Consider the following 22143-nt stretch of genomic DNA (forward strand, 5'->3'; position numbering starts at 1 on the left):
ATCGAGTTAGCCCTTCACCGAGCCGGACGTGAGGCCGCCAACGATGTAGCGCTGCAGGGCAAGGAAGAGCACCAGAATCGGGATGGACGCGATCACCGCGCCCGCGGCAAAGATGCCCCAGCGGGCGGTCAACTGGTCAGAGACCCAGCCATACATGCCCACCGCCAGCGTCCAGTTGTCTTCCTTGGTCAGCACGATCTTGGACAGGATGAAGTCGCCAAACGCGGTGATGAATCCCAGTAGCGCAACCACCGCAAGGATGGGGGTCACGAGCGGCATGATGAGGCGCCAGAACGTCTGCGCGTGGGTGGCGCCGTCCATCTTGGCCGCCTCGTCGAGTTCTTGCGGGATCGAGTTGAAAAAGCCGTACATGAGGAAGGTGTTGGCGCCAAGAGCGCCGCCAAGGTAGACGCAGATCAGCGCAATCTTGGAGTTGAGGCCAAGCGCGGGGATCACGTTGCCGAGCGAAATGAGCAGCAGGAACACCGCGATGAACGCCACGGTCTGCGGGAACATCTGGATGATCAGCAGGCTCGTGAGCGAGGTGCGGCGGCCCTTGAAGCGGAAGCGGCTGAAGGCGTACGCGGCCGCGGCGCCCATGAGCGTGGCGCCAATCGCTGTGGAGAAGCCAATGATCAGGGTGTTCACCACCCACGTCCAATACTTGGTCTCGCTCAGCGCCTGGTAGTTGGTGAGGCTGAAGCTCTCAAAGAGACGAGCGGATCCGGACAGCGACGCGGACGTCGACAGCGACGCGGACAGGATGTAGACCAGCGGGAACGCGGCAACAAACACCACCACCACCGCGACGATGTACTTCCAGCCCACCTCCAACGCCCACCGGGAACGCTTCGTGGGAACGCGACGCGGCTTGGCGGTCTCTTGCACAGGTGCTGACGTAGCCATGGCTAGAACTCCTCAAGCTTCTTGGTCTGGCGGAAGGCGATGGCAGAAACCACACCCACGACGATGAACACGAGGATCGAGAGCGCGGATGCGAGTCCGTAATCCGCCTTGCCACCCTGAACACCGGAGATCTTGTAGATCGCGGAGATGAGCAGGTCCGTATAGCCAAGGCCGGTGTTGCTGTCCGCCATGGGCGGACCACCTCCGGTGAGCATCCAGATAATCGTGAAGTTGTTGAAGTTGAACGCGAAGGAGGCGATCGCAAGCGGCGCCGTCGAGATGAGAAGCAGCGGCAGCGTGATCGAGCGGAACTGCCTGGTGGCGCCTGCTCCGTCGATGCGACTCGCCTCCATGGTCTCCTTGGACAGCGATTGCAAGGCGCCCGTGCACACGAGGAACCAATAGGGGTAGCTCAGCCACAGGTTCACCATGAGCACGGAAACTCTCGCCATCGTGGGGTCCGAGAGCCACGGCACATCGAGCCCAAAGAGGAACCAGTCGTTGATGACGCCATACGTGCGGTTGAGCATGCCCTTCCACAACAGCGCAGACATGAACGCGGGGAAGGCGTACGGGAGGATGAACAGCGTTCGCCAGATCTTGCGCCCGCGGATGCGGTCGTCGTTGAAGATGATGGCGAGGATGAGGCCAACAAAGAAGCTCGAGAGCACCGTGAGGATCGCGAACGCGAACGTCCATGCGGTGACTTTGAGCAGCGCCTCCGAGTAGTTCTTGTCCGTAAACGCCTTGACGAAGTTGTCGAAGCCAACGACAACGTGCCAGCCAACGGGAAGCGTGGAGCCGTCCTCAGCAACAAAGGAACCGACGCTGGAGTCAGCCACGTACACCACGCCGGTATCGACGTTCGTAAAGGTCTGGGCTCCCTCGTCCCACACCATCGTGGATCGGTAGATCGCGCCCGTGGTCGCGTCCTGAGTACGGATGGAGCCTTCGTCGGCGTCATCCGAGACGGGCACGCGCAAGACAACGACGTCCTTCTGCAGCTGCTGGTTCGTGTAGATATCCGAGGTGGGGATCACCTCGAAGCCCGGCACCGAGGTTGCGCGGCCGCCCTCGATCGTGGCGTCCGGGACCTCTTGCAGTGGCTGCTCGGCGGTACCCGCCTTGACGACGTCGCCGTCCACGATCGCGAAGCCAAGGGTGCCGCGGTCCTGAATGATCGTCAGCGGGTAGCTGGGAGAGCCATCCACCTTCTTCTCGTTCTGGATCAGCACCGCGTCAACGGCCTGCTCTTGAGAAAGGTTGTGGCCCGTTCCATAGTTGGTGAACGCCACGTAGCCCGTGTAGGCCATCGTGAAGAGCTGGAATACCAGCAAGAACACGAGGCCGGGGAAGATGTATTTGAGGGGGACGGCGCGCTTGGAGAAGTAGATCCAGTCAGCTGCCACGAGCAACACGATGGCGGCCGTCATGATGCCCCAGGCCTCTGCGTTGACCGCAGAGAGGATGGCCGCCAAGCCAAAGGCGTTGACGAGCATCATCAACGCAAGCTTGGCGATGAAGCCCCAGCCAATACCGGTCCAACGGCGCGCGTGAGAAGTGCGAGGGGGTGTTGGCGCGGGTGCGTCGACGGTGGTGGATGGCATCGTTGCTCTCCTGCGGGGGTTCAGAAACTTAGTGTCCCAAGGTCATTGTGCCGCGTAAGCGGCGGTGTCGTGGGGCGGGGCGCAAGAAGCGCCCCGCCCCACCTACCAGCTAATTAGCCAGCGAGAGCCGCGTTCAGGTCCTCAATCATCTTGTTCCAGGTGGGGACGGGGTCCGCACCGGTGATGATCTTGATCTGAGCAGCGTTCCAGAGGTCCCACACGGAACCCATCTCGGGGATGGAAGGCATGGGCACGCCGCCGCTTGCGGACGCCGCGAAACCACCCGTGTAGGGGAAGTTGGCGGTGTCAGCGGACACCTGCTCCATAACCGAGGTCATCGCCGGGATACGGGGGTCAGCCTCGAAGAGCGCCATCTGCGCCTCGGGGGTGGCCATGTACTGCGTGAGGAACGCGTTCGCGATGAGCGCGTTCTCGGACTGAGCGCTCAGGTAGAAGCCCTGAACACCAACGAACGGAGACGCGGTCGAGTCACCGGCAGACGGAACGGCCGACACAGCGATCGGAACGCCCTTGGCGGTGAGGTCAGCGATCGCCCACGGGCCGGCAACGGTGTACGCAGCCTTGCCGTCAGCGAACAGCGAGTTGTTCGTTGCGTAGTCGATGTCACCGGAGATGTAACCGGTGCCCTTGTCGCCGTTCTCGCCGAGCCAGGTCGCGAAGGCCTCGCCAGCGGCGCCGCCCATGCCAACCTCGTTCGTGTACGAGCCGGACGCGTCCTGAACGAACACGGGAGCACCGAACGACGTCTGGAACGGGTACATGGTGTAGCCGTCACCCGTGGGGGCATTGACGTTGATGACGAACGGACGCTCGGCGCCGGAGTCCTTGCCCTTCTGGATCATGTCGTCCCACGAGGTGGGGGCGTCAGCACCAACAAGGTCGGTGTTGTAGATGAGGGCAACAGCCTCGGTGGCGTACGGCAGGCCGTAGGTCTGGCCGTCGTACGAGAAGGCGTCAACGGCGACCTTCTCGAACTCGCCAGCCTTGTCACCAAGGTCAACCGGAGCAACCACACCGGCCGTCACGAGGCCACCAAGCCAGTCGTGAGCACCGATCGTGATGTCGGGGCCCTCGCCGGTGGGAACCTGGGCGATGAAGTCGGCGCGAATGTCCTCGAAGTTCTTGACGACGAGCTCGACGGTGGCGCCGGTCTCCTCTTCGAACGTCTTGGCGGCGGCGTCGACGGCGGGCTGACGGTTCTCGTCAACCCAGATGGTCAGGGTGACGCCGGTGCCGTCGATGGCGGGCGTCGTGTCCGACGGCGACGGCGCTGCCGACGTCGTGGGGTCTTCGCTGGAGCTGCACGCAGCCAGCAGACCGGCGACCGCCACAACGGCGGCGCCAATGCCGATCTTCTTGATCATGGAATGTTCCTTCCAGGGGTTGTGCCACACTGCGCGTCCTCGGTGGTACGCGTCATTGCGACGAGGTGTGCGGGAGGGCTTCCCGCCTCAGTTGTGGTTTCCTGCCGAGCGGTAATGCTCATTGCGGTGGCGACGATCAGCGACCACCCCCTTCGGAGGCGACGGCGGTGCGGATCACCGCAACATCCCCCGCCCCGAGCTCCCACTCCCCGGATACGGAATCTCCGGAGAGCAAGTCTTCTCCCGTGACGCCGAGCGCCACGGCGTCGTCGCGGTGGTTGATCGCGATGACGAAGTCTTCGTTTACGCCGTGGCGCGTGACAACCTCCACGCCCTCCGGCAGGGCCGACGCTGAGATCCCAGCGTCCTCATACACCCGGTTTAGCACGGGTGCGAGGTCAGCGACACTCAGGACAGTGCCCACGTACCAGCCAGTTCCCTCGCCGAAGGCGTTGCGCGTGACCGCGGGCTCGCCGGCTCCTGGGCCGTCGGTGTGCGTCGCTACGACGTCCGCGCCCTCGAGGCGGATGTCCTCTTGCCATACGGTGGGGGCCAGCGCGGTGCCGTCGGCCATCATGGCGCCAACGGTGACGTTCTCGCGCAGCGGCAAGAACTCCTCCACCGTCAAACCAAGCGCCTCGCGAAGGGGAGCCACGAAGCCGCCCTCGTGCACAGCGTCGTGCTCGTCCACGATGGCAGAGAAGCACGACACAAGCAGCGTGCCGCCGTTCTGGACGTACGTGGTCAGGTTGGCAGCGTCGGCCGTACTGAGTAGGTACGACGCTGGGGCCACCACGAGCTTGTAGGAAGACAGGTCAGCACTTGGGTGGGCAAGGTCAACGGTGATCCCGTCGCGCCACAGCCGCTCGTAGTACGCGCGAATGCGATCGCGGGGGTCGAGGTCCTCGCTGGGGCGCCACTCGAGCTCTTGTGCCCAGATTGACTCGAGGTCGTACAGCACGGCGACATCTGCCGTGACCTCGGAACCCTTGACGTCTTCGAGCTTGCCGAGCTTGGCGCCGAGGTCAACGACCTCACGCCACACGCGCGAATCCGTTCCCGCGTGGGGAAGCATCGCCGAGTGAAACTTCTCCGCGCCCGAGCGCGAAGCGCGCCACTGGAAGAACAGGATGGCATCCGCGCCACGGCCGAAGTGGCTGAGCGAGTTGCGCGCCATCTCTCCTGGACGCTTGGCGACGTTGCGCGGCTGCCAGTTGACGGCGGACGTCGAGTGTTCCATGAGGATCCACGGCTTGCCACCGGCGAGAGAGCGCGTGTAGTCGGCGGCGAGCGCGAGTCCGATTTCGCCTTCCGGGTCTGCGGCGGTCAGGTAGTGGTCGTTCGCGACGATATCGACGATCTCTGCCCATTTCCACAGCTCCGTCGTGAAGGACTGGTGCGCCATGAAGTTGGTGGTGATGGGCTGGCTCGCGTAGGCGCGGATTGCGTCGCGCTCGATGATGTAGCACTCGCGCAGCTGGGCGTCGGTGAAGCGCATGAAGTCAAGCATCTGGGCGGGGTTGATAGCCGAGGGCACCGCGGCAGGGGCGCCGATCTGCAGCCACTCCTCGTAGTGCTGGCCCCAGAATGCGGTGCCCCACGCGGCGTTGAGCGCGTCGAGAGTGCCGTAGCGAGTGCGAAGCCATTGGCGGAAGGCGCCAACCCCGGCCTCCGAGTAGTCCTCGCCAACGGGAACGCCGTACTCGTTGTGGACGTGCCACATCACGATCGCGGGGTGCTGGCCGTAGCGTCGGGCAAGTTCACCCGCGAGGTTGGCGGCGGCCTTGGTGTACTCCCCCGCGCTGTGCGAGGCCATGCCGCGAGAGCCAAAGCCCATCGCAACGCCGTTCTTGTTCACCGCGGCGGCGTGGGGGTACTTCTTGAAGAACCACGCGGGCGGGGAGGCGGTGGGAGTGCCGAGGTCTACGGCGATGCCGTTCTCGTGCAAGAGGTCGAGGAGTTCGTCGAGCCAACTGAAGTCGAAGACGCCTTCAGAGGTCTCGATGAGGCCCCACGAGAAGATGCCTACGCTGACGAGATTGACGCCTGCCTCACGCATGAGACGGACGTCCTCATGCCACGTCTCGCGCGGCCACTGCTCAGGGTTGTAGTCGCCTCCGTAGGCGATACCCGAGACGGCCGGCCAGGCTGCTGGCAAGGTCATGACACTCCGTTGGATCAGTGGGCGGTCAGGCGACTACCCGGAACTTCATTGTCACATCAGAACACTGTGACCGGTCCCAGTGTAAACGGTTACATCGTTTTGTTGCCAAATTGATACACATCTTGTTACCGATCTGTGACCGTTCACAGTCCAAATCCCCTACCGCATCGATTCGAGCGCTACTCTTGGCAGTTGTGGCGTCACCAACGAAGCAACGCAAGCCCACCATTCGCGACGTAGCGGCAGCGGCCGGGGTCTCTCGCGGAACCGTTTCGCGCGTCATCAATGGCGGGCACTGGGTATCCCCCGACGCCCGCCGCGCGGTGGAGCAGGCCATCGAGTCAACCGGCTATCACGCCAACCACCACGCGCGCTCGCTCGCAACCGGCAGGGCCAATTCGCTGGCCTTCTTGCTCACCGAACCTCAGCACCTGCTCTTCGCTGACCCCACGTTCTCCATCCTCTTGCGCGGCGCAGCTGAGTCACTCGCGCGCCGCCACATGACGCTCGTCCTCCTGGTCGCTGGCACCGCTGCTGAACGGGAAAACGTGGCCCAGTTCGTGTCTGGGGGTCACGTGGACGGCGTCATGCTGGTGTCCTCTCACGAGTCCGAGCCGCTCCTTGATCTGCTTGTAGCGGCAGGCGTTCCCACCGTCGTCTGCGGTGGCGTCCTTGGCCGCGCGGACAACGTTCCCAGCGTCCAGGTAGACGAGATTGGCTCCGCGCGCATCATGACCCGCCACCTCCTCGACCGCGGCTACACGCGCATCGCCACCATCACCGGGCCGGAGGACACTCCCGGCGGTCGGTACCGTCTCGTTGGCTTCCAAGAGGAACTCGGAGACCTCTTTGATCCGGCCCTCGTCGAGGCAGGCGATTACACCACCGAGTCCGGCGCAGAGGCGATGCAGCGCCTCCTCGACCGCGCCCCAGACATCGACGCCGTCTTCGCCGCGTCGGACCTCATGGCCGCCGGCGCGATGGCAACTTTGCGCCGAAACGGTAAGCGTGTACCTGACGACATCGCGGTGACCGGCTTCGACGACTCTGGCCTCGCGGCCACCCTGGAGCCACCTCTCACGACGATGCGTCAGCCCTTTGACCAGGTCTCAGACAACATGGTGGACGTGCTCCTCCACGTCATCGAGGGCAAAGAGCCGCCGTCGGTGGTGCTCCCCACCACCCTGGTAGTCCGCGAAAGCAGCTAACCCTCCCGCCGCACGCGATCACCCCTCCACACACACCGATCACCCCTCCACACAATTTCAGCTTCTCGCTACCTAGGGCCGAGCAAGCCAAGCACGAAACCGTGACGGCAAGCGATGTCTTGTGTGGAGAGGCATTCGCCGTGTGTGGAGGGGCGCGCGGGGTCGAGGTACCAACCCTGAGCAATCCCTAGTAGTTTCGGTATATGCCAGCGCCCCAGGTACTGTCCGTTGGCCGCATCCCCATTGTGGGAGTGGGCCCGGTGCTCGAGGAGGGACGCTGGCCAGCGCGCGCCGTTATCGGCGAAGCCGTCCCCATCACCGCAACAATCTTCCGCGAGGGTCACGACGCTGTGGGCGCGAACGTCGTCATCACGCGCCCCTCTGGGCGCACTCAGGTGATCCCCATGCCAGTCAAGGAGTGGGGAAACAGCCTCTACGAGGCCACCTACCTGCCAAGCGCAGAGGGCGGTCACACGTTCCGCGTAGAAGCGTGGTCGGATCCCGTCGAGACCTGGGCGCACGCGGCTCGCGTCAAGATCCACGCCGGCGTCGACGTTCAGCTCATGCTCGATGAGGGCGTCGCGGTCCTCACCCGCGCCGTCACGGAAGTTCGCAGGCCCGACGCTAAGCAACAGCTCTTGCGCGACGCGATAGCCGCGCTTCAGGACGGTAGGCAAGACCCCGAATCGCGGCTCGCTCCGGCACTCTCGACGGCAGTCCGGGACGTCCTCACCGCCGCACCGTTGCGCGAATGGGTGACCACCTCGCCCGACTACCCACTGGTGGTGCAACGAGAACGTGCCCTAGCGTCGGCCTGGTACGAGATTTTCCCCCGTTCAGAAGGCGCCAAGCTCAATAAGCGCACCGGCGAGTGGGCCTCCGGGACGTTCACTACCGCGGCCAGGCGCCTTCCCGCGATCGCGGCGATGGGGTTCGACGTGGTGTACCTGACGCCCATCCACCCCATCGGCCTCACCCACCGCAAGGGGCGCAACAACTCGCTCAAGGCGGAGGCGGGAGACCCCGGCAGCCCGTACGCGATTGGCGCTGCGGAGGGCGGCCACGACGCCATTCACCCGCAACTGGGCACGCTGCGGCAGTTCAAGAACTTCACGGCTCGCGCGCGCGAACTTGGGCTCGAGGTGGCGCTGGACCTCGCGCTCCAGTGCTCGCCCGACCACCCGTGGGTAACCGCGCACCCGGAGTGGTTCACCACGCGGCTCGACGGCACCATCGCGTACGCGGAGAACCCGCCAAAGAAGTACCAAGACATTTACCCGCTCAACTTCGACAACGACCCGCAAGGCATTTACGAGGCCATTCGGGACGTGCTCGAGCACTGGGTGGCCGCGGGTGTGACGCTGTTCCGCGTTGACAACCCGCACACCAAGCCGCTGACGTTCTGGGAGCAGTTGCTCGCGCACTTCGCGCAGCACCATCCGGACGTCATCTTCCTCGCGGAGGCCTTTACGCGGCCGGCGATGATGCACACGCTCGCGAAGATCGGCTTCCACCAGTCGTACACGTACTTCACGTGGCGTCAAGACGCCGCGGAGATGGCGGAGTACCTCACCGAGGTGAGCGGGCCGTCGTCCTTCTATATGCGACCCAACTTCTGGCCCACAACGCACGACATCCTCACCCCAGACATGCAGCACGGCGGGCCCGCGCTGTACCGCATGCGCGCGGTGCTTGCGGCGACCGGCTCCCCCAGTTACGGCATCTACACGGGCTATGAGTTCGTGGAGAACGTGCCCCGGCCCGGCGTCGAGGAGCAGATCGACAACGAGAAGTACGAGTTCAAGGCGCGCGATTGGGCGCAGGCCGATCGCTACGGCATCGAGACGCTGCTCACTACGCTCAACCGGCTCCGCGCTCGCCACGTGAGCCTGCGGCGGCTGCGAGGGCTCACCGTGCACCCAAGTTCCAACCCCAACGTGCTGTGTTATTCACGCCACTTGAGCGCGGAAGAGTCACCCACGGGCCGCGCGGACACGGTCATCACCGTGGTGAGCTTCGATCCCCACCACACCCAAGAGGGAGTGGTGTGGCTAGACCTCGGCGCACTTGGGTTAAGGGACGACGCTGTGCTCACCGTAGACGACGCCGTCACCGGTGCCTCGTTCCAGTGGGGGCGTGAGTTCTTCGTGAGGTTCGATCCCCACGTGACCTTGGCGCACGCGGCCGCCGTCCGCCCGGGGGTGTCGTCGTGAAAGAACTCTTGCGATCACTTCCCAAGCGCGAGCGCGATCTCACAAAGGACCCCCTGTGGTACCGCACCGCGGTGTTCTACGAGGTGCTGGTGAGGGGCTTTAGGGACAGCGACGGCGACGGCCTTGGAGACCTTCGCGGTCTCATCAAGCGCCTCGACTATCTGGCGTGGCTTGGCGTGGATGCGCTGTGGCTGCCGCCGTTCTACCCGTCGCCACTGCGCGACGGCGGCTACGATGTTGCGGACTACCGCTCGGTGGATCCGCGGTACGGCACCATGGCAGACTTCGAGGAGCTCATCGACGAGGTCCACAAGCGCGGCATGCGCATCACGATCGACCTCGTGATGAACCACACGAGCGACCAACACCCCTGGTTCCAGGCCTCTCGCCACGATCGCAACGGCCCGTACGGGGACTACTACGTGTGGTCGGACACGAACGACAAGTGGACGGATGCGCGCGTTATCTTCACCGACGTGGAGACCACTAACTGGGCGTGGGATCCGGTGCGCGAGCAGTACTTCTGGCACCGCTTCTACTCTCACCAGCCCGACCTCAACTTCGAGAACCCCGCGGTGCGCCAAGAGATGCTCGACATCGCGAGTTTCTGGCTAGCAAAGGGCATCGACGGCTTCCGCCTCGACGCCGTCCCATACCTGTTCGAGGACGAGGGCAACGCCGGGGAAAACGACCCCCGCACACACGCGTTCCTGCGCGAACTGCGCGCCCTCGTGGACCGCGAGGCGCCCGGCGCGGTGCTGCTCGCCGAGGCAAACCAGCCCCCTCATGAGGCCGCCGAGTACTTCGGCACCGACGAGGAGCCGGAATGCCACATGTGCTTCCACTTCCCCGTCATGCCCCGCATCTTCTACTCGATCAAGGCGGAGGACGCGACGCACTTACGCGCGGTGCTCCACGACACCCCGGTACCGCCAGCCAACGGGCAGTGGTCCACATTCCTGCGCAATCATGACGAGCTCACGCTTGAGATGGTGAGCGAGGACGAGCGCGCCCAGATGCTCGCGTGGTACGCGCCGCACCCCCAGATGAAGGCCCACACCGGCATCCGCCGGCGCCTCGCTCCCCTGCTCGACAACTCGCGGCACGCGCTGGAACTCGCCCATGCGCTCATCCTCAGCCTGCCCGGCACCCCGTGCCTGTACTACGGCGACGAGATCGCGATGGGCGACAACGTGTGGCTCCCGGATCGCGACTCCGTCCGCACCCCCATGCAGTGGACCCCTGACCGCAACGCGGGCTTCAGCGCTGCAGATCCCGGTGCGCTCTACCTGCCTATCGTGCAATCCCTGGTGCACCACTACAACGGGGTCAACGTGGAGTCGTCGCTCGCTCAGGACACCTCGCTGCTGTACTGGTTGCGGCGGTTTCTCGCGGCGCGCGCCCAACACCCCGCGTTCAGCGACGGCGGCTATGAAGATGTGCCGTGCGACAACCCGTCAGTATTCTCGTTTCTCAGGACCCATCCGGAGGAGTCAGTGCTGGTGGCGATGAACTTCTCATCGCGGCAAGCATCTGGCCTGCTATCCCTCCCGGAACACGCGGGCAGGAAGGTGAGTACGATCGTCCATAAGACGCCGTTCCAGGACGTGTCGGAGGACGGTACGTTGCGCCTCACCTTTGCTCCGCATTCCTTCTATTGGTTGGTGGTTCGCCGTGGCTAAGGTTGACGACTCCGTACTCGCCGACGTTGCGGCCGGCACCTACTATCAGCCGCACTCGGTTTTGGGTCCCCATGTGGCCGACGGCGTGGTCACCATTCGCGTCTTGCGTCCGCTTGCGTCGTCTGTGGTCATTGAGACGCTTGACGGCGATGTCGACGCAAAGCACGAACACCACGGCGTGTGGCGTGCCGAGGTGCCCGGCAAGGAGGCACCCGACTATCGCGTGCGGGTGACCTACGATGCCGAGCCCGTCACCACTGATGACCCGTACCGCTTCCTTCCGACGCTTGGCGAACTTGATCTGCACCTCATTCGCGAGGGCCGTCACGAACGGCTGTGGGAGGTGCTTGGCGCCAACGTCAAGCGCTACCCGTCGGTGCTCGGCGACGTGACGGGAACGGCGTTCGCCGTGTGGGCTCCAAATGCTCGCGCAGTGCGCATCGTTGGCGACTTCAACATGTGGCAAGGCGCTAGCCACGCCATGCGCTCGCTTGGTGCCTCCGGCGTGTGGGAGCTCTTTGTGCCGGGCGTAGGCGCCGGCACCACCTATAAGTTTGAGATTCTTGGCAAGGACGGGCGGTGGCGCCAGAAAGCCGACCCCATGGCCAAGTCCGCTGAGCGCCCGCCGCAAACTGCGTCGGTCGTTGCCGAGTCTTCCTACACGTGGAGCGATGGCGCGTGGATGGAGGACCGCCCGCGTCACCAACCGCACCAGTCCCCCATGAGCGTCTATGAGGTGCACTTGGGCTCATGGCGTCAAGGGCTCTCGTATCGCGACCTGGCGCGCGAGCTCGTCGCGTACGTGAAGGAGCTGAACTTCACCCATGTGGAGTTCATGCCCGTCATGGAGCACCCGTTTGGGGGCTCGTGGGGCTACCAGGTGTCGTCGTACTTCGCGCCCACGTCCCGCTTTGGCTCTCCGGACGACTTCCGGTTCCTCGTGGATTCGCTGCATCAGGCGGGAATCGGCGTGATCCTCGACTGGGTGCCAGGGCACTTCCCCAAAGACGAGTGGGCACTTGGGCGATTTGACGGCACCCCCCTCTACGAGCACCCGGATCCGCTGCGCGGAGAGCAGCCGGACTGGGGCACGTTCATCTTCGACTTTGGGCGCCCAGAGGTGCACAACTTCCTCGTCGCGAACGCCTCCTACTGGCTGCACGAGTTCCACGCCGACGGCCTGCGCGTGGACGCCGTCGCGTCCATGCTGTATCTCGACTACTCGCGTGAGGCCGGTCAGTGGCGCCCCAACGTCCATGGAGGCCGCGAGAACCTCGACGCGATCGCGTTCTTGCAGGAGGCGAACGCGGTGGCCTATCGCGCCAACGCGGGGATCGTGATGATCGCGGAGGAGTCCACCGCGTGGCCCGGCGTCACGGCGCCGACGAACGCGGGCGGGCTTGGCTTTGGCCTCAAGTGGAACATGGGCTGGATGAACGACACCTTGCGGTACATGCAAGAGTCGCCAATCAACCGCTCGTACCACCACCACGGGATCACGTTCTCACTCATGTACGCGTTCTCAGAGCAGTTCATGCTGCCCATCAGCCACGACGAGGTGGTGCACGGCAAGGGATCGCTCATGGACCGCATGCCGGGCGACCAGTGGCAGAAGGTGGCCGGAGTGCGCGCGCTGCTCGCGTACCAGTGGACCCACCCGGGCAAGCAGTTGCTGTTCATGGGTTGCGAGTTTGGCCAAGAGGCGGAGTGGTCAGAAGGCCGTTCGCTCGACTGGTGGCACCTGGAGGATGGCCTGCACGCGGGCCTGAAGGACCTCACGCGGGACCTCAACGCCCTCTACCGCTCCACGCCGTCGCTGTGGGAGAAGGACTCCGACCCCACGGGCTTCCAGTGGATCGATGCAGACGACAGCGAGCACAACGTCTTGGCATATGCCAGGTACGACGCCGCCGGCAACGTGGTGGTGGTAGCCGTGAACTTCGCGGGCGTGCCGCACGAGGGTTACCGCCTTGGCCTCCCCTTCGCCGGTGGCTGGGACGAGGTGCTCAACACGGACTCCTCCATCTACGGAGGTTCCGGCGTGGGCAACATGGGCCACATCGAGGCGCAGGCCAAGGGCTGGAAGGGTCAGCCAGCGGTCGCGACGCTCCGCCTGCCCCCGCTAGGCGCGGTCATCCTGCGCCCCTCGAACTGATCACCCCTCCACACAACCCAAACAACTCTCCACACAAAATGTGGTCGTGAAGGAGTCTGCGACTTCACTCCCCGCACACACGCTGCGTCACACGCAGGCCGCTGTGTGGAGAGGCATTCGCTGTGTGTGGAGAGGTGATTCTCAGTAGAGGGCTGCCGCCAGGGCTCGCCTTGCCGCCGCCACGCGCGGATCCTCCGCACCAACGATGTCGAAAAGCTCCACAAGACGCTCGCGCACCGCATCGCGCTCGTCGCCCGCGGTGGCGCGCACTACGTCAATGAGCCGCGCAAACGCGTCCTCCACGGCTCCCCCAAGCACGTCCAGATCGGCAACCGCCAGTTGCGCGGCAACGTCGCTGTCCGACGCTGCGGCGGCTGAGCGCACGGCCTGCGGATCGGCGTCACGAGTTCGGTGCATGAGCCGCACCTGCGCAAGGCCGGCTTTGGCTTCGGCATCGCGCGGGTTCTCCTTGATGGCCTTCTCGTACGCGGCGATTGCGGCGGGTAGGTCGTCCCGCTCGATCGCGTCGTACGCCTCTTGGTGCAAGGGCGGCAAGGGGGCCTCGACGGGCTCCTGGGGGGCGTCGCCGTCGGCCGCGCCAAGTCCTGCCTCGCGGGCCACCTGGACGATCTGCTGCACCACGGAGCGCAGCTGCTGGTCGTCCGCGGACCCCTGGAACACGGGGGCCGGCCGGCCACCAAGCAGCGCCACCACGGAGGGCACCGCGTTGATCTGCAGCGCCTGCGCGATGGCGGGCTGAGCGTCAACGTCGCACACGCCGATCACCACGTCGCCTCCCTCCTCCGCGCTTAGGGTGGCGAGGCGCTGTGCGAGGTCGTTCGATGCCGGGGACGCAGAGGACACGAACACCATCAGCACGGGCGTGGTCAGCGAGCGCTGTGCGAGGTCGTTCAGCGACTGTTCGGTGATTTCCACGGCACCCTGGGGCGTGCCCTGTTCTGAGCGGCGAGCCTGGGCCGCGAGCGCGGCGAGGTCTACCGCGCCGCGCACGGGCGGAACTGTCACTTGGGGCTCACCTTCACGAGGTTGTGGTCCGCGGCAACGACTCCGGGATTGGAGTCCGTGGCCGGGCCGGGGATGTAGAGCACGAGCTGGTCGCGGTACGTGTGCACCACCTGGGTGGTGAGCTTCCCGCCGCTAAGCAGCGCCTTGTCAGCGGCGGGCACCGAGACCTTCGCGCCCTTGACCTTGAAGGTTGACTTGATCGTCACTGGAGCGAAGATCAGCGCTCCCCCATCCGCGGTCTGCAACACGTACGCCGACTCTTCGTCGTAGGCCACTGTGTCCTTGTACGAGCCCTTGGCCTTCTTCGCGGCCGCGGTCAATACCTTGCGCGCGGTGAAGAGCTGTTCCCGGTACGTGTCCGGAGCAAAGTCGTCGTTCAGCTCGCTGCTCTTTCCTTCGGTAAGCAGTTTGACGTAGTTCTCGAGCACCGTGCCCGGCGTGGGGTCCATGTCGGGGTCGTTGAGCGCAAGCTGCGCGGCGCCCGTTGCGGGGCTCGCCATCGCGGGCAGGGTCGCTCCAGGGATCATGTGCGCCCAACTGCGCAATTGGTAATCGGTGTCCACGGAATCCTGCACCCACAGCATCACCACGGGTGTGATGTCCTCTGCAGGCTGCTCCGTGACGCCAACGAGCACGCGCGGCCACGTGTCGGCGCCGCTCACGTAAACGGCCTGCATGTCGTCGGGCAGCACGTCTGGCGTGAGTTTCTTGTCCGCCTTCGCCTGCTTGTATTGCGCGGCACGCACCGTCTTGGCGTCGCCGCCTATCCGGTTGGTGAGCAGGCTCGAGTCTTGCGCCTCGTCCGCGGCGGCTAGCTCGGTGAACGTCTCAGGGATGATGCGCTCCGCTTGCGACTCCACTACTGCCGCCGCCTCGGAGGGCGAGGGAGCGGGAGACACCACGGGCACGGGCGGTGTGCATGCGGACAGCGTCAGCACACCCGCGGCGGCGACGATGAGGATGGCCGTGCGCTTCATGAGCGGTCCTCCTCAGTCTCGGTTGCGGGTGGTTGGAACGCCTCCAAGGCAGGCTCTGCCGCCGCGGGAGGCGGTGCTGGCTGCCCGCGCTCGGCGATCGCGATCATTGGCACGTCCCCGGTGGACGGCTGCTCCTCCACGAGGATCGGAATGGACCCGGTGGTGGTGGGCTCCGCGGGAAGCAAGGCGACGGGCATTGCCGCGCCACGTTCGCGTCGCTCGCGGCGGCTACCGGGCTTAGGCGCCTGCTTTCCGGAACCGATCGCGGAACGCTGAGCAATCCACTCCTCGCCCTTCTTCTGCGCGGGCCGCACGTCGACAAACAGCGCGATAAGCGCGATCAGTCCAATGATCGTGAGGCCAACGCCCCACCAGATCACTTGCATGATCCAGTCGTCGTCGACGGTACGCGGCAACGTCAGGGACGCGTCGGTGAGCTTCGCATCGCCAAGCGCCTCCACCACAAGCGCAAGGCCAGCCGGCACATCCACCGTGGCGATCGTGTACTCGTTTTCGCTTTGCGCGGTGTTGCGCCAAATGTCTTGCGAACCCAAAGGCGTAGGCCCGACGCTGGGGCTGGGGCTCGCTGTTGGGCTCGGCGAGGCGCTCGTCGAGGGGGAGGCAGTGGGCGAGGAGCTCGGCGAAGTGCTTGGTGACGCACTCGGGGAGGGACTCGCCGACGTCGTTGGAGAGACAACAACGGGGTCTGCCGTATCAAAGGTGAGGGTGTCCCAATCGGCAACCCCAGTCAGCGTCACCGCACCGCGCGAGGCCGTCCAGGCGTCGGCATCCTGCACCCGGGCCGTGTGCGTCGCATAGGCGCCGCTTGCCTCGATGGTGAGCACGCCGTCGGGCGAAAGGGCAAGGAGGTCAGGGGTGACCACCACAACGGTGGTGTCAAAGGCTGCGCTTGGCGAGCCCTCGGAGGCCGGTTTGACCGCATTGGCGATGAGTCCCACCGCCAGCAGGATCACACCAAGCACACCTGCAATGAGGCCTGCTGTTCGCAACGTCACTGGAAAAACTCCTTACATTCGTCAAGACACTCTAGAAGTAACGCACGAGAGGGGCCAACCGTCGCTTTGTTCCTCATCCTGGCGCGCACTACCCTGTTACCGGCGCACTTTTGCGGCGCTACTAAGGAGCACACATGTCCGACGAGAACCTCCCCTTCCCCGTAACGATGCGGGGCTATGACCGTGATGCGGTCTCGGCCCACATCGCCCGCCTCGAAGCGGAAGTTGCGAGCGCGAAGAAGGCGGCGGCGGACAACGCGGAGAAGGCTGAGGCCGCCGCGAAGTCGCTCGACGAGGCCAACAAGGCGCTTGGCGAGGCGGAAAAGCCCACGTACAAGGGCCTTGGCGCGCGCGTGGAGAACCTCTTGCGGTCCGCAGAGGAGCAGTCCTCAGACGTGCTGGCTCGTGCCACAACGCACGCTCAAGACACCGTTGCCCGTGCCACTGTCGCGGCGCAACAATTGCGCGCGCGAGCGGACAATGAGGTTGCCGAGATCCTCGCGCAGAGCAGGCGCGAGGCGGATGAGATCAAGACGCAAGCGGAGAACGCTGCCGCGGCGCTCAAAGAAGCCTCCGACCGTCAGGCTCAAGAGATCCTCGACCGGGCCAAGCGCGAGGCAGAGCGCAACGCCCAGAACGCCGACGCTGAGATTGCCGACAAGAAGGCGTCCACCGATCGCGAGCTTCACACGCTGCGCGCCACGACGGAGCGCGAGACCACAGAGGCGCTCGTCACGAGCCAGCGCGAGGCCCAAGAGCGCGTCGACGCCGCCCAGGCCGAGGCGGAACGGCTCACGGCGGAGGCCAACGAGGCGGCGAACGCCCAGCGCGCCGAGGCGGAGGCAATCCTCGCCGCCGCCCGCAACGAGGCGGAAGCCCTGTCCACGGCCACCCAAGAGGAGGCGACGCGCCTCACGAGCGAGGCCGAGCGTCGGCTTGCTGACGCTCGCGAGCACGCGGACGAGCTGCTAGCCAACGCCGATGCGGACATCGTCAAGGCGCGCACCCTCGCGGAGGCCGAGGCGGCCGATCTCCGCTCCACTGCGGATGCGGAGGTCACGCGCCTGCGGGCAGAGTCCGCAGAGGCATTCGCCGCAGCGGAAGAGGAGGTCGCAGAGATGCGCGCCTCCGCGGCCGCCCAGGTTGACCAGGAACGCGCGGCTCACGACGCGATTCTCAAGCAAGAGCGCTCGCGCCACGAGGGCGAGATCGCCAAGGGCAAGGCCCAGTTCAACGCAACGATCGCCGAGGAGCGTCAGGCTCACGACGCGCGGATTGCGCAAGAGCGCTCCGAGCATGAGGCGGCCATCGCCGCGGAGCGCGCGGCCCACGAGGCCGCTATCGCGGACGAGCTCGCCGCACACCGCTCGCGCATCGCCGCCGAGCGCGCGGCCCACGAAGCCACGATCAAGGACGAGCGTGCGGCGCACGACGAGCAGATCGCGTCCCAGCGTGCGGAAGTTGCTGCGGCGCTGAGCCAGGCGAACACCGACATCGCCAAGGGACGCGCGGAGCACGAGGCCACCCTCGCCGCCGCGCGAGAGGCGCACGAGGCGCAGATCGCGAAGGAACGGTCAACGCACGACGCCCTTATCGCCTCACAGCGCGCGGAGGCCGCATCCACTCTCAAGCAGGCCAAGCGAGACGCACAGGAACTGCGCGCCGAGGTTGACGCCGAGGTGGCGGAGCTCCGCGAGACCGCCGCTCGCGAGACCGCGGAGCTTCGTGCCAGCGCAGACGCCGACACCGCGGCGCTGCGTGCAGAAACCGACGAGCACGTCGCGGGGTTGAAGTCCAAGGCAACGGCCGCGTTCGAGGCCGCCGCTGCCACGGCAGCGCGACTACGTGCGGACGCGGAGCGGGACGGCGCGGCGGCCCTCGAGGCGGCTCGCGAAGAGGCCACTGCGCACCTCGTGGAGGCCCGCGAGGCGGCCGCGAGCGAGCGGTCGGCAGCGAATGCCGAGGCGGAGGCCGTGCGTGAAGAGTCGCGCCGCGCCCGCGAAGACCTGCAGATGGAGATCGCAAAGAAGCGCGAGGATGCGGAGCGCGAACTCACGCGCCGCAACCAAGAAGTGCAGGCGGAGATGCAGTCGCTCGTCGCCGATGCTCAGGCACGCGCGGAAGAGGCAGAGGAGCGCCTCGCCGCGACCCTAGAGCGCGCAGAGGTGGTGCGCCGCGAATCCGAGGTGCACTCGCAGACCCTGCTGTCCAACGCCCGCAACAACGCGGACGAGATCGTCTCCGAGTCCCGCGAGCACGCGGAAGGCATCATCTCCGAGGCCGTCGCGGACGCCGAGCGCGAGCGCACCAACGCCCAGAAAGAGGTTGAGGAACTCAACCGCCAGCGCGAGTCCATCACGGGCTACCTCGACGACCTGCGCTCGCTGCTGTCCAACGACCCCATCGGCAACCTCGCCGCCGCCGCCAAACTCAAGGCGCCAGAGGTGGCGGAGGAGCCCTCCGAGTCGTGAGCGACAACCCGCACGTTCGCAAGGCGCAGGCGATGGCCCGCGCCCGCGAGGCGGAGGCCGCCACGGCGCGAGTGCTCGTGGAGCAGTTCGCTCGTGACGCCATCGCGGCTGGAGTTCGCCCAGAGCGGCTCACGGCTCGCGCCTACAACGGATCTACCAGGTACAAGACTCAGGTCACGGGCTGGTACCTGAAGCGCGATCGTTCGCTCGGCATCTCCACGGACGGCGTCTTCTACGTGCTGTCCACCGCCGGCGGCGTCGCCGCCCGGTTCACGGGCGTGACGCTCGAGCCGGGAGAGCCGCTGCTTGAGATTGGCCGTGGAGCCCGCGATGGCGAGTCCATGCCCCTCACCGACGCGCTCGCGGGGCGCCTCGCGGCAGGCAACGACTGGAAGCCTGCCTAGGTAACCGTCTGAAACTCGGCCTTCCCAGCGTCGGCAGTGACCAGCCGCACCCGCTGGCGCTCCCCCACCTTTACCTCGCCCGCGCACGTGGCGACGACGGCCGGGTTCTCCAGTTGGATGGTGCGGTCGTCCAGCCCGACGGCGGTGAAAGTCTCCCCAACGTGCGGCTTGAGCACGGCGGCCTCCACGGCATCGACGCACTCGCGGTCAATGGCCGAGCCGACGCGCACACCGGCCATCATCGTTTCGCCGAGTCGCGGAAGTGCCGCGAGTACCCACTCCGGAACAGCGCGGCCCGAGGTGTGCGCAAGGCACACCTCGGTGCCGTAGCGATCCACGAGGCGCCGCAGCGGCGCCGTGACGTGCGCGTAGGGGCGGGCCAGGGCCCCGTGCGTGGTGTGTTCGGGCACCGGCAACGCTTGGCCATCGAAGGGTTCCCACGCGGCGCCGCGGAACAGCCTCGTTGCCTGCGTGAGGAACGCCGCGGCCTTGGGCGTTGCGGGGTCCAGCGCGTCGAGAACCTCACCGTATGAGGCGCCGTGCGGCCACTCCACGCCGATCGCGAGCGCTTGCCTCCGCAGCCGCTCAATGTCCTCTGGCTGCGCGGGAGGCATGGTGCGCAGCACGCCAACGCCGGCCTCAAGCATCATGCGCGCGGCGGCCTCCCCAGTCAGGAGCGAGATTTGAGCATTGTCATCCTCAATACCCGTAGCCGCGCGGAACTCGAGGGTGAGCTGGCCGTTGTCCACGTCCACCTCTTGGCTGGGCTTGGGGAGCGTCACGCCGCCTCCGGCGCGGACATACTCGCGGCGCGCGTCGCCGAGCGTTCGCATGACATCTACCAGGGATTTTGCCTCATCGGGAGGCGCCAAGCGTAGCTCGTCATACGAGTACTGGCGCCTGGACGTGACCCACGCGCGCTCCACACGCGCCGCGCCGAGCGCCCCGTCGCTCGCCACCTCGAGGGACCACAACACGGCCTTGGTGCGCTGTCCGGGGAGGAGCGAGGCGAAGCCTTCCGAGAGCTGCGGCGGGTGGAGTCCCACGCGCTTGTCGGGGCAATAGACCGTCTCCACGCGCGACCACGTGTCGCGGTCCAGCGCCCCTCCGGGAGTGACGTGCGCGCCAACATCGGCGATCGCGTAGTGGACCAGCCACCCGGCGTCAGTAGCCTCGACCGCGAGCGCCTGGTCAAGATCCCGCGAGCCCTCGGGGTCAATGGTGACGAGTTCGAGATCCGTGCGGTCCGCGCGCTCCCCGTCAACATGAGCCAGCTCCCCGCCATGGGCATTCGCCGCACGCGCGGCGTCAACGTCCGCGAGCGCATCCCGCGGGTACACCTCCGCCACCTCGTGGCGCCTGCGGATCTCGGCAAAGGTGGGCGCGAGCTCATCCAAGGGCACGCGCGCGACAAGCCTGCGGACCGCCACCGGTAGCCCTTACTCGAACAGCGGCGCGAGAGCTCGCGCCACCGCATCGGGGGCCTCAAACGCGGCGAGGTGACCAATCCCGGTCAGCACCACCGGTTCCACCCCTAACGCCGCAGCCATTGCCTCCGCGTCCGCGCGGGGCACCAGGCCGTCGTTCTCCCCGATGACCACCACGGCGGGAGCGTCCACGGTGCGCAACACCTCGGTGCGGTCGGGGCGCGCCGCCATGGCGCGCTGACCCCAGGCAATCCCGGCGCCGGAGTGGGTGGCGACGTTCGCCTCAATCGCGCTCACGAGAGCCGGCCGGCGCTCCCCCTGTGTGCCGATGAGATCCTCCGCCACCTGGCGCGGGTTGGGGTGCCGCTCCGCATCCTCCACGGTGCGCGCAATCTCCAAACGCTTTGCAGCACCCGCCGCGTCGTCCGCCGTTGCCCTGGTGCCAATGAGACCTAGGCCAGCCACCGCCGTCGGCTCGCGTTCAGCAACCGCCATGGCGATGTAGCCGCCCATCGAGCAACCAACCCACACCGCAGCGTCATGGCCCGTTGCCTCGCGCATAGCCACCACCGCGGCGTCCGCGATGAGTTCCAGCGAGGGCTCCTCCTCGGTCATCGGCATCTCGCCAATACCAGGGATGTCGAACGCGATGATGTCGCCGTGCACAATGTCCGCGAGTTCCGCGATGAGGCCCTCCCACTGGCTGCGATCCACGGGGAACGCATTGAGAAGGACCAAGGGCGTGCCGTCCGGAGGGGTGCTCACTCCCCTATTCGACCACGGACGCGTCCACCTCGGTGGGCAGCGGGGCCTTGTGGGGCGCAACCACGGAGACGATCTCGTCGAGCACGCGCCGCACGTACGGCTCGCCCACCCAGAGGTGCTTGGCGCCCTCGACGGCAATCAGCTCCGCTTGGGTAAGCGGTTCAAATGCCTGGGTGGCGGCCTCCGGGCGCAAGTAGTCGTCGTGCTCAGGCACCAGCACGGTCACCGGTTTGCCCGACGCCGTCCAGGCTTGGAGGTCCGCCTCGCCTGCGCGGTGCAAGGGTGGGGAAAGCAGGATGGCGCCTTCCACGTCGAGCTCGGCTCCGTGCATGAGCGCGAGCTCGGTGCCGAAGCTCCAGCCGACGAGCCACCGGTTGGGAAGGTCATGCGTGACGGCGTAATCGACGGCGGCGTGGACGTCCGCCTCTTCCGGTCCGCCTCCTCCAAACTCTCCCTGGCTGGTGCCGCGCGGCGAGTGGGTGCCGCGCGTGTTGAACCGCAGCACGGCCACGTTCGCGAGGTGCGGGAGCCGCCACGACGCCTTGCGGTAGATGTGCGAGTCCATGAAGCCGCCATGTGTGGGCAGCGGGTGAAGTGTGATGAGTGTGGCCTCGATGGGGCCGCTCGCGGGGGTCGCGAGTTCGCCGACGAGGGTCAGCCCGTCCGAGGTGCGCAACTCGATGTCCTCGCGGTGCGCGGGGAGCACGGTCATGGACTTGAGTTCTTGGATGCCCACG

Annotated in this window: 16 protein-coding genes; 6 read left to right on the plus strand and 10 right to left on the minus strand. The window is 66.2% G+C overall.

The annotated features are described in order from the left end of the window. Nucleotides 1-6 precede the first annotated feature (6 nt). The 4 genes from QM618_RS07520 to QM618_RS07535 form a co-directional block, all read right to left on the minus strand. A complete protein-coding gene (locus tag QM618_RS07520; RefSeq protein WP_428096292.1) occupies nucleotides 7-906 on the minus strand; it encodes a sugar ABC transporter permease in 900 nt (299 codons plus the stop codon). Between the two features lie 2 nt (nucleotides 907-908). Next, complete coding sequence (locus tag QM618_RS07525; RefSeq protein ID WP_428096295.1) at nucleotides 909-2513, minus strand: ABC transporter permease subunit; 1605 nt, start codon at nucleotides 2511-2513, stop codon at nucleotides 909-911. 113 nt (nucleotides 2514-2626) lie between these two features. Beyond that, nucleotides 2627-3898 carry a sugar ABC transporter substrate-binding protein gene (locus QM618_RS07530; RefSeq protein ID WP_428096298.1) on the minus strand — a complete coding sequence of 424 codons (1272 nt, stop codon included), beginning with the start codon at nucleotides 3896-3898 and terminating at the stop codon, nucleotides 2627-2629. A 136-nt stretch (nucleotides 3899-4034) separates the two neighbouring features. Next, a complete protein-coding gene (locus QM618_RS07535; RefSeq protein ID WP_428096301.1) occupies nucleotides 4035-6062 on the minus strand; it encodes a beta-galactosidase in 2028 nt (675 codons plus the stop codon). Between the two features lie 194 nt (nucleotides 6063-6256). Between QM618_RS07535 and QM618_RS07540 the strand changes: the two genes are divergently transcribed. From QM618_RS07540 to glgB, 4 genes are all read left to right on the plus strand, one after another. Further along, the gene (locus tag QM618_RS07540; RefSeq protein WP_428096304.1) at nucleotides 6257-7270 is read left to right on the plus strand and encodes a LacI family DNA-binding transcriptional regulator; all 1014 of its coding nucleotides are present in this window, start codon (nucleotides 6257-6259) and stop codon (nucleotides 7268-7270) included. A gap of 203 nt (nucleotides 7271-7473) precedes the next feature. Then, a complete protein-coding gene (locus QM618_RS07545; RefSeq protein WP_428096306.1) occupies nucleotides 7474-9483 on the plus strand; it encodes an alpha-1,4-glucan--maltose-1-phosphate maltosyltransferase in 2010 nt (669 codons plus the stop codon). Continuing rightward, nucleotides 9480-11165: a maltose alpha-D-glucosyltransferase gene (treS, locus tag QM618_RS07550; protein ID WP_428096309.1), complete on the plus strand. Its 1686-nt coding sequence runs from the start codon at nucleotides 9480-9482 to the stop codon at nucleotides 11163-11165. The genes QM618_RS07545 and treS overlap by 4 nt, the downstream gene beginning before the upstream one ends. Beyond that, nucleotides 11158-13320 (plus strand): 1,4-alpha-glucan branching protein GlgB, encoded by a 2163-nt coding sequence (glgB, locus tag QM618_RS07555; protein WP_428096312.1) that lies wholly within the window; start codon nucleotides 11158-11160, stop codon nucleotides 13318-13320. The genes treS and glgB overlap by 8 nt, the downstream gene beginning before the upstream one ends. Nucleotides 13321-13461: 141 nt before the next feature. On the opposite strand, the gene QM618_RS07560 is transcribed toward glgB, so the two are convergent. From QM618_RS07560 to QM618_RS07570, 3 genes are read right to left on the minus strand one after another with little or no spacing between them, the layout of a single operon-like run. Then, nucleotides 13462-14346: a tetratricopeptide repeat protein gene (locus QM618_RS07560; protein WP_428096315.1), complete on the minus strand. Its 885-nt coding sequence runs from the start codon at nucleotides 14344-14346 to the stop codon at nucleotides 13462-13464. Continuing rightward, nucleotides 14343-15323 (minus strand): hypothetical protein, encoded by a 981-nt coding sequence (locus QM618_RS07565; protein WP_428096318.1) that lies wholly within the window; start codon nucleotides 15321-15323, stop codon nucleotides 14343-14345. Before QM618_RS07565 ends, QM618_RS07560 begins: the two co-directional genes overlap by 4 nt. Next, the gene (locus QM618_RS07570; RefSeq protein ID WP_428096321.1) at nucleotides 15320-16339 is read right to left on the minus strand and encodes a hypothetical protein; all 1020 of its coding nucleotides are present in this window, start codon (nucleotides 16337-16339) and stop codon (nucleotides 15320-15322) included. The genes QM618_RS07565 and QM618_RS07570 overlap by 4 nt, the downstream gene beginning before the upstream one ends. 134 nt (nucleotides 16340-16473) lie before the next feature. Between QM618_RS07570 and QM618_RS07575 the strand changes: the two genes are divergently transcribed. Both QM618_RS07575 and QM618_RS07580 read left to right on the plus strand, forming a co-directional pair. Continuing rightward, nucleotides 16474-18810, plus strand: a complete 2337-nt coding sequence (locus QM618_RS07575) for a hypothetical protein (RefSeq protein ID WP_428096324.1) — start codon at nucleotides 16474-16476, stop codon at nucleotides 18808-18810. Continuing rightward, entirely contained in the window at nucleotides 18807-19214 is a 408-nt protein-coding gene (locus QM618_RS07580) for a hypothetical protein (protein WP_428096327.1), read from the plus strand. The genes QM618_RS07575 and QM618_RS07580 overlap by 4 nt, the downstream gene beginning before the upstream one ends. Here QM618_RS07580 and QM618_RS07585 read toward each other — a convergent pair. Genes QM618_RS07585 through QM618_RS07595 form a run of 3 tightly spaced genes read right to left on the minus strand, consistent with a single transcriptional unit; the run spans nucleotide 19211 to nucleotide 22118 of the window. Then, a complete protein-coding gene (locus QM618_RS07585; RefSeq protein WP_428096331.1) occupies nucleotides 19211-20644 on the minus strand; it encodes an RNB domain-containing ribonuclease in 1434 nt (477 codons plus the stop codon). The two genes, QM618_RS07580 and QM618_RS07585, sit on opposite strands and share 4 nt — an antisense overlap. Before the next feature lie 9 nt (nucleotides 20645-20653). Then, nucleotides 20654-21406: an alpha/beta fold hydrolase gene (locus QM618_RS07590; RefSeq protein ID WP_428096334.1), complete on the minus strand. Its 753-nt coding sequence runs from the start codon at nucleotides 21404-21406 to the stop codon at nucleotides 20654-20656. Nucleotides 21407-21410: 4 nt separating this feature from the next. Then, nucleotides 21411-22118: an alpha/beta hydrolase gene (locus QM618_RS07595; protein ID WP_428096498.1), complete on the minus strand. Its 708-nt coding sequence runs from the start codon at nucleotides 22116-22118 to the stop codon at nucleotides 21411-21413. Between the last annotated feature and the right edge of the window lie 25 nt (nucleotides 22119-22143).

The organism is Demequina sp. (assembly GCF_049841215.1).
Classification (GTDB): domain Bacteria; phylum Actinomycetota; class Actinomycetes; order Actinomycetales; family Demequinaceae; genus Demequina.

What these genes read in the sequence shown, in the direction of transcription:
- QM618_RS07520 (WP_428096292.1), bottom strand. Translation starts at nt 906, where the DNA reads ATGGCTACGTCAGCACCTGTGCAAGAGACCGCCAAGCCGCGTCGCGTT.
- QM618_RS07525 (WP_428096295.1), bottom strand. Translation starts at nt 2,513, where the DNA reads ATGCCATCCACCACCGTCGACGCACCCGCGCCAACACCCCCTCGCACT.
- QM618_RS07530 (WP_428096298.1), bottom strand. Translation starts at nt 3,898, where the DNA reads ATGATCAAGAAGATCGGCATTGGCGCCGCCGTTGTGGCGGTCGCCGGT.
- QM618_RS07535 (WP_428096301.1), bottom strand. Translation starts at nt 6,062, where the DNA reads ATGACCTTGCCAGCAGCCTGGCCGGCCGTCTCGGGTATCGCCTACGGA.
- QM618_RS07545 (WP_428096306.1), top strand. Translation starts at nt 7,474, where the DNA reads ATGCCAGCGCCCCAGGTACTGTCCGTTGGCCGCATCCCCATTGTGGGA.
- QM618_RS07565 (WP_428096318.1), bottom strand. Translation starts at nt 15,323, where the DNA reads ATGAAGCGCACGGCCATCCTCATCGTCGCCGCCGCGGGTGTGCTGACG.
- QM618_RS07575 (WP_428096324.1), top strand. Translation starts at nt 16,474, where the DNA reads ATGTCCGACGAGAACCTCCCCTTCCCCGTAACGATGCGGGGCTATGAC.
- QM618_RS07595 (WP_428096498.1), bottom strand. Translation starts at nt 22,118, where the DNA reads ATGACCGTGCTCCCCGCGCACCGCGAGGACATCGAGTTGCGCACCTCG.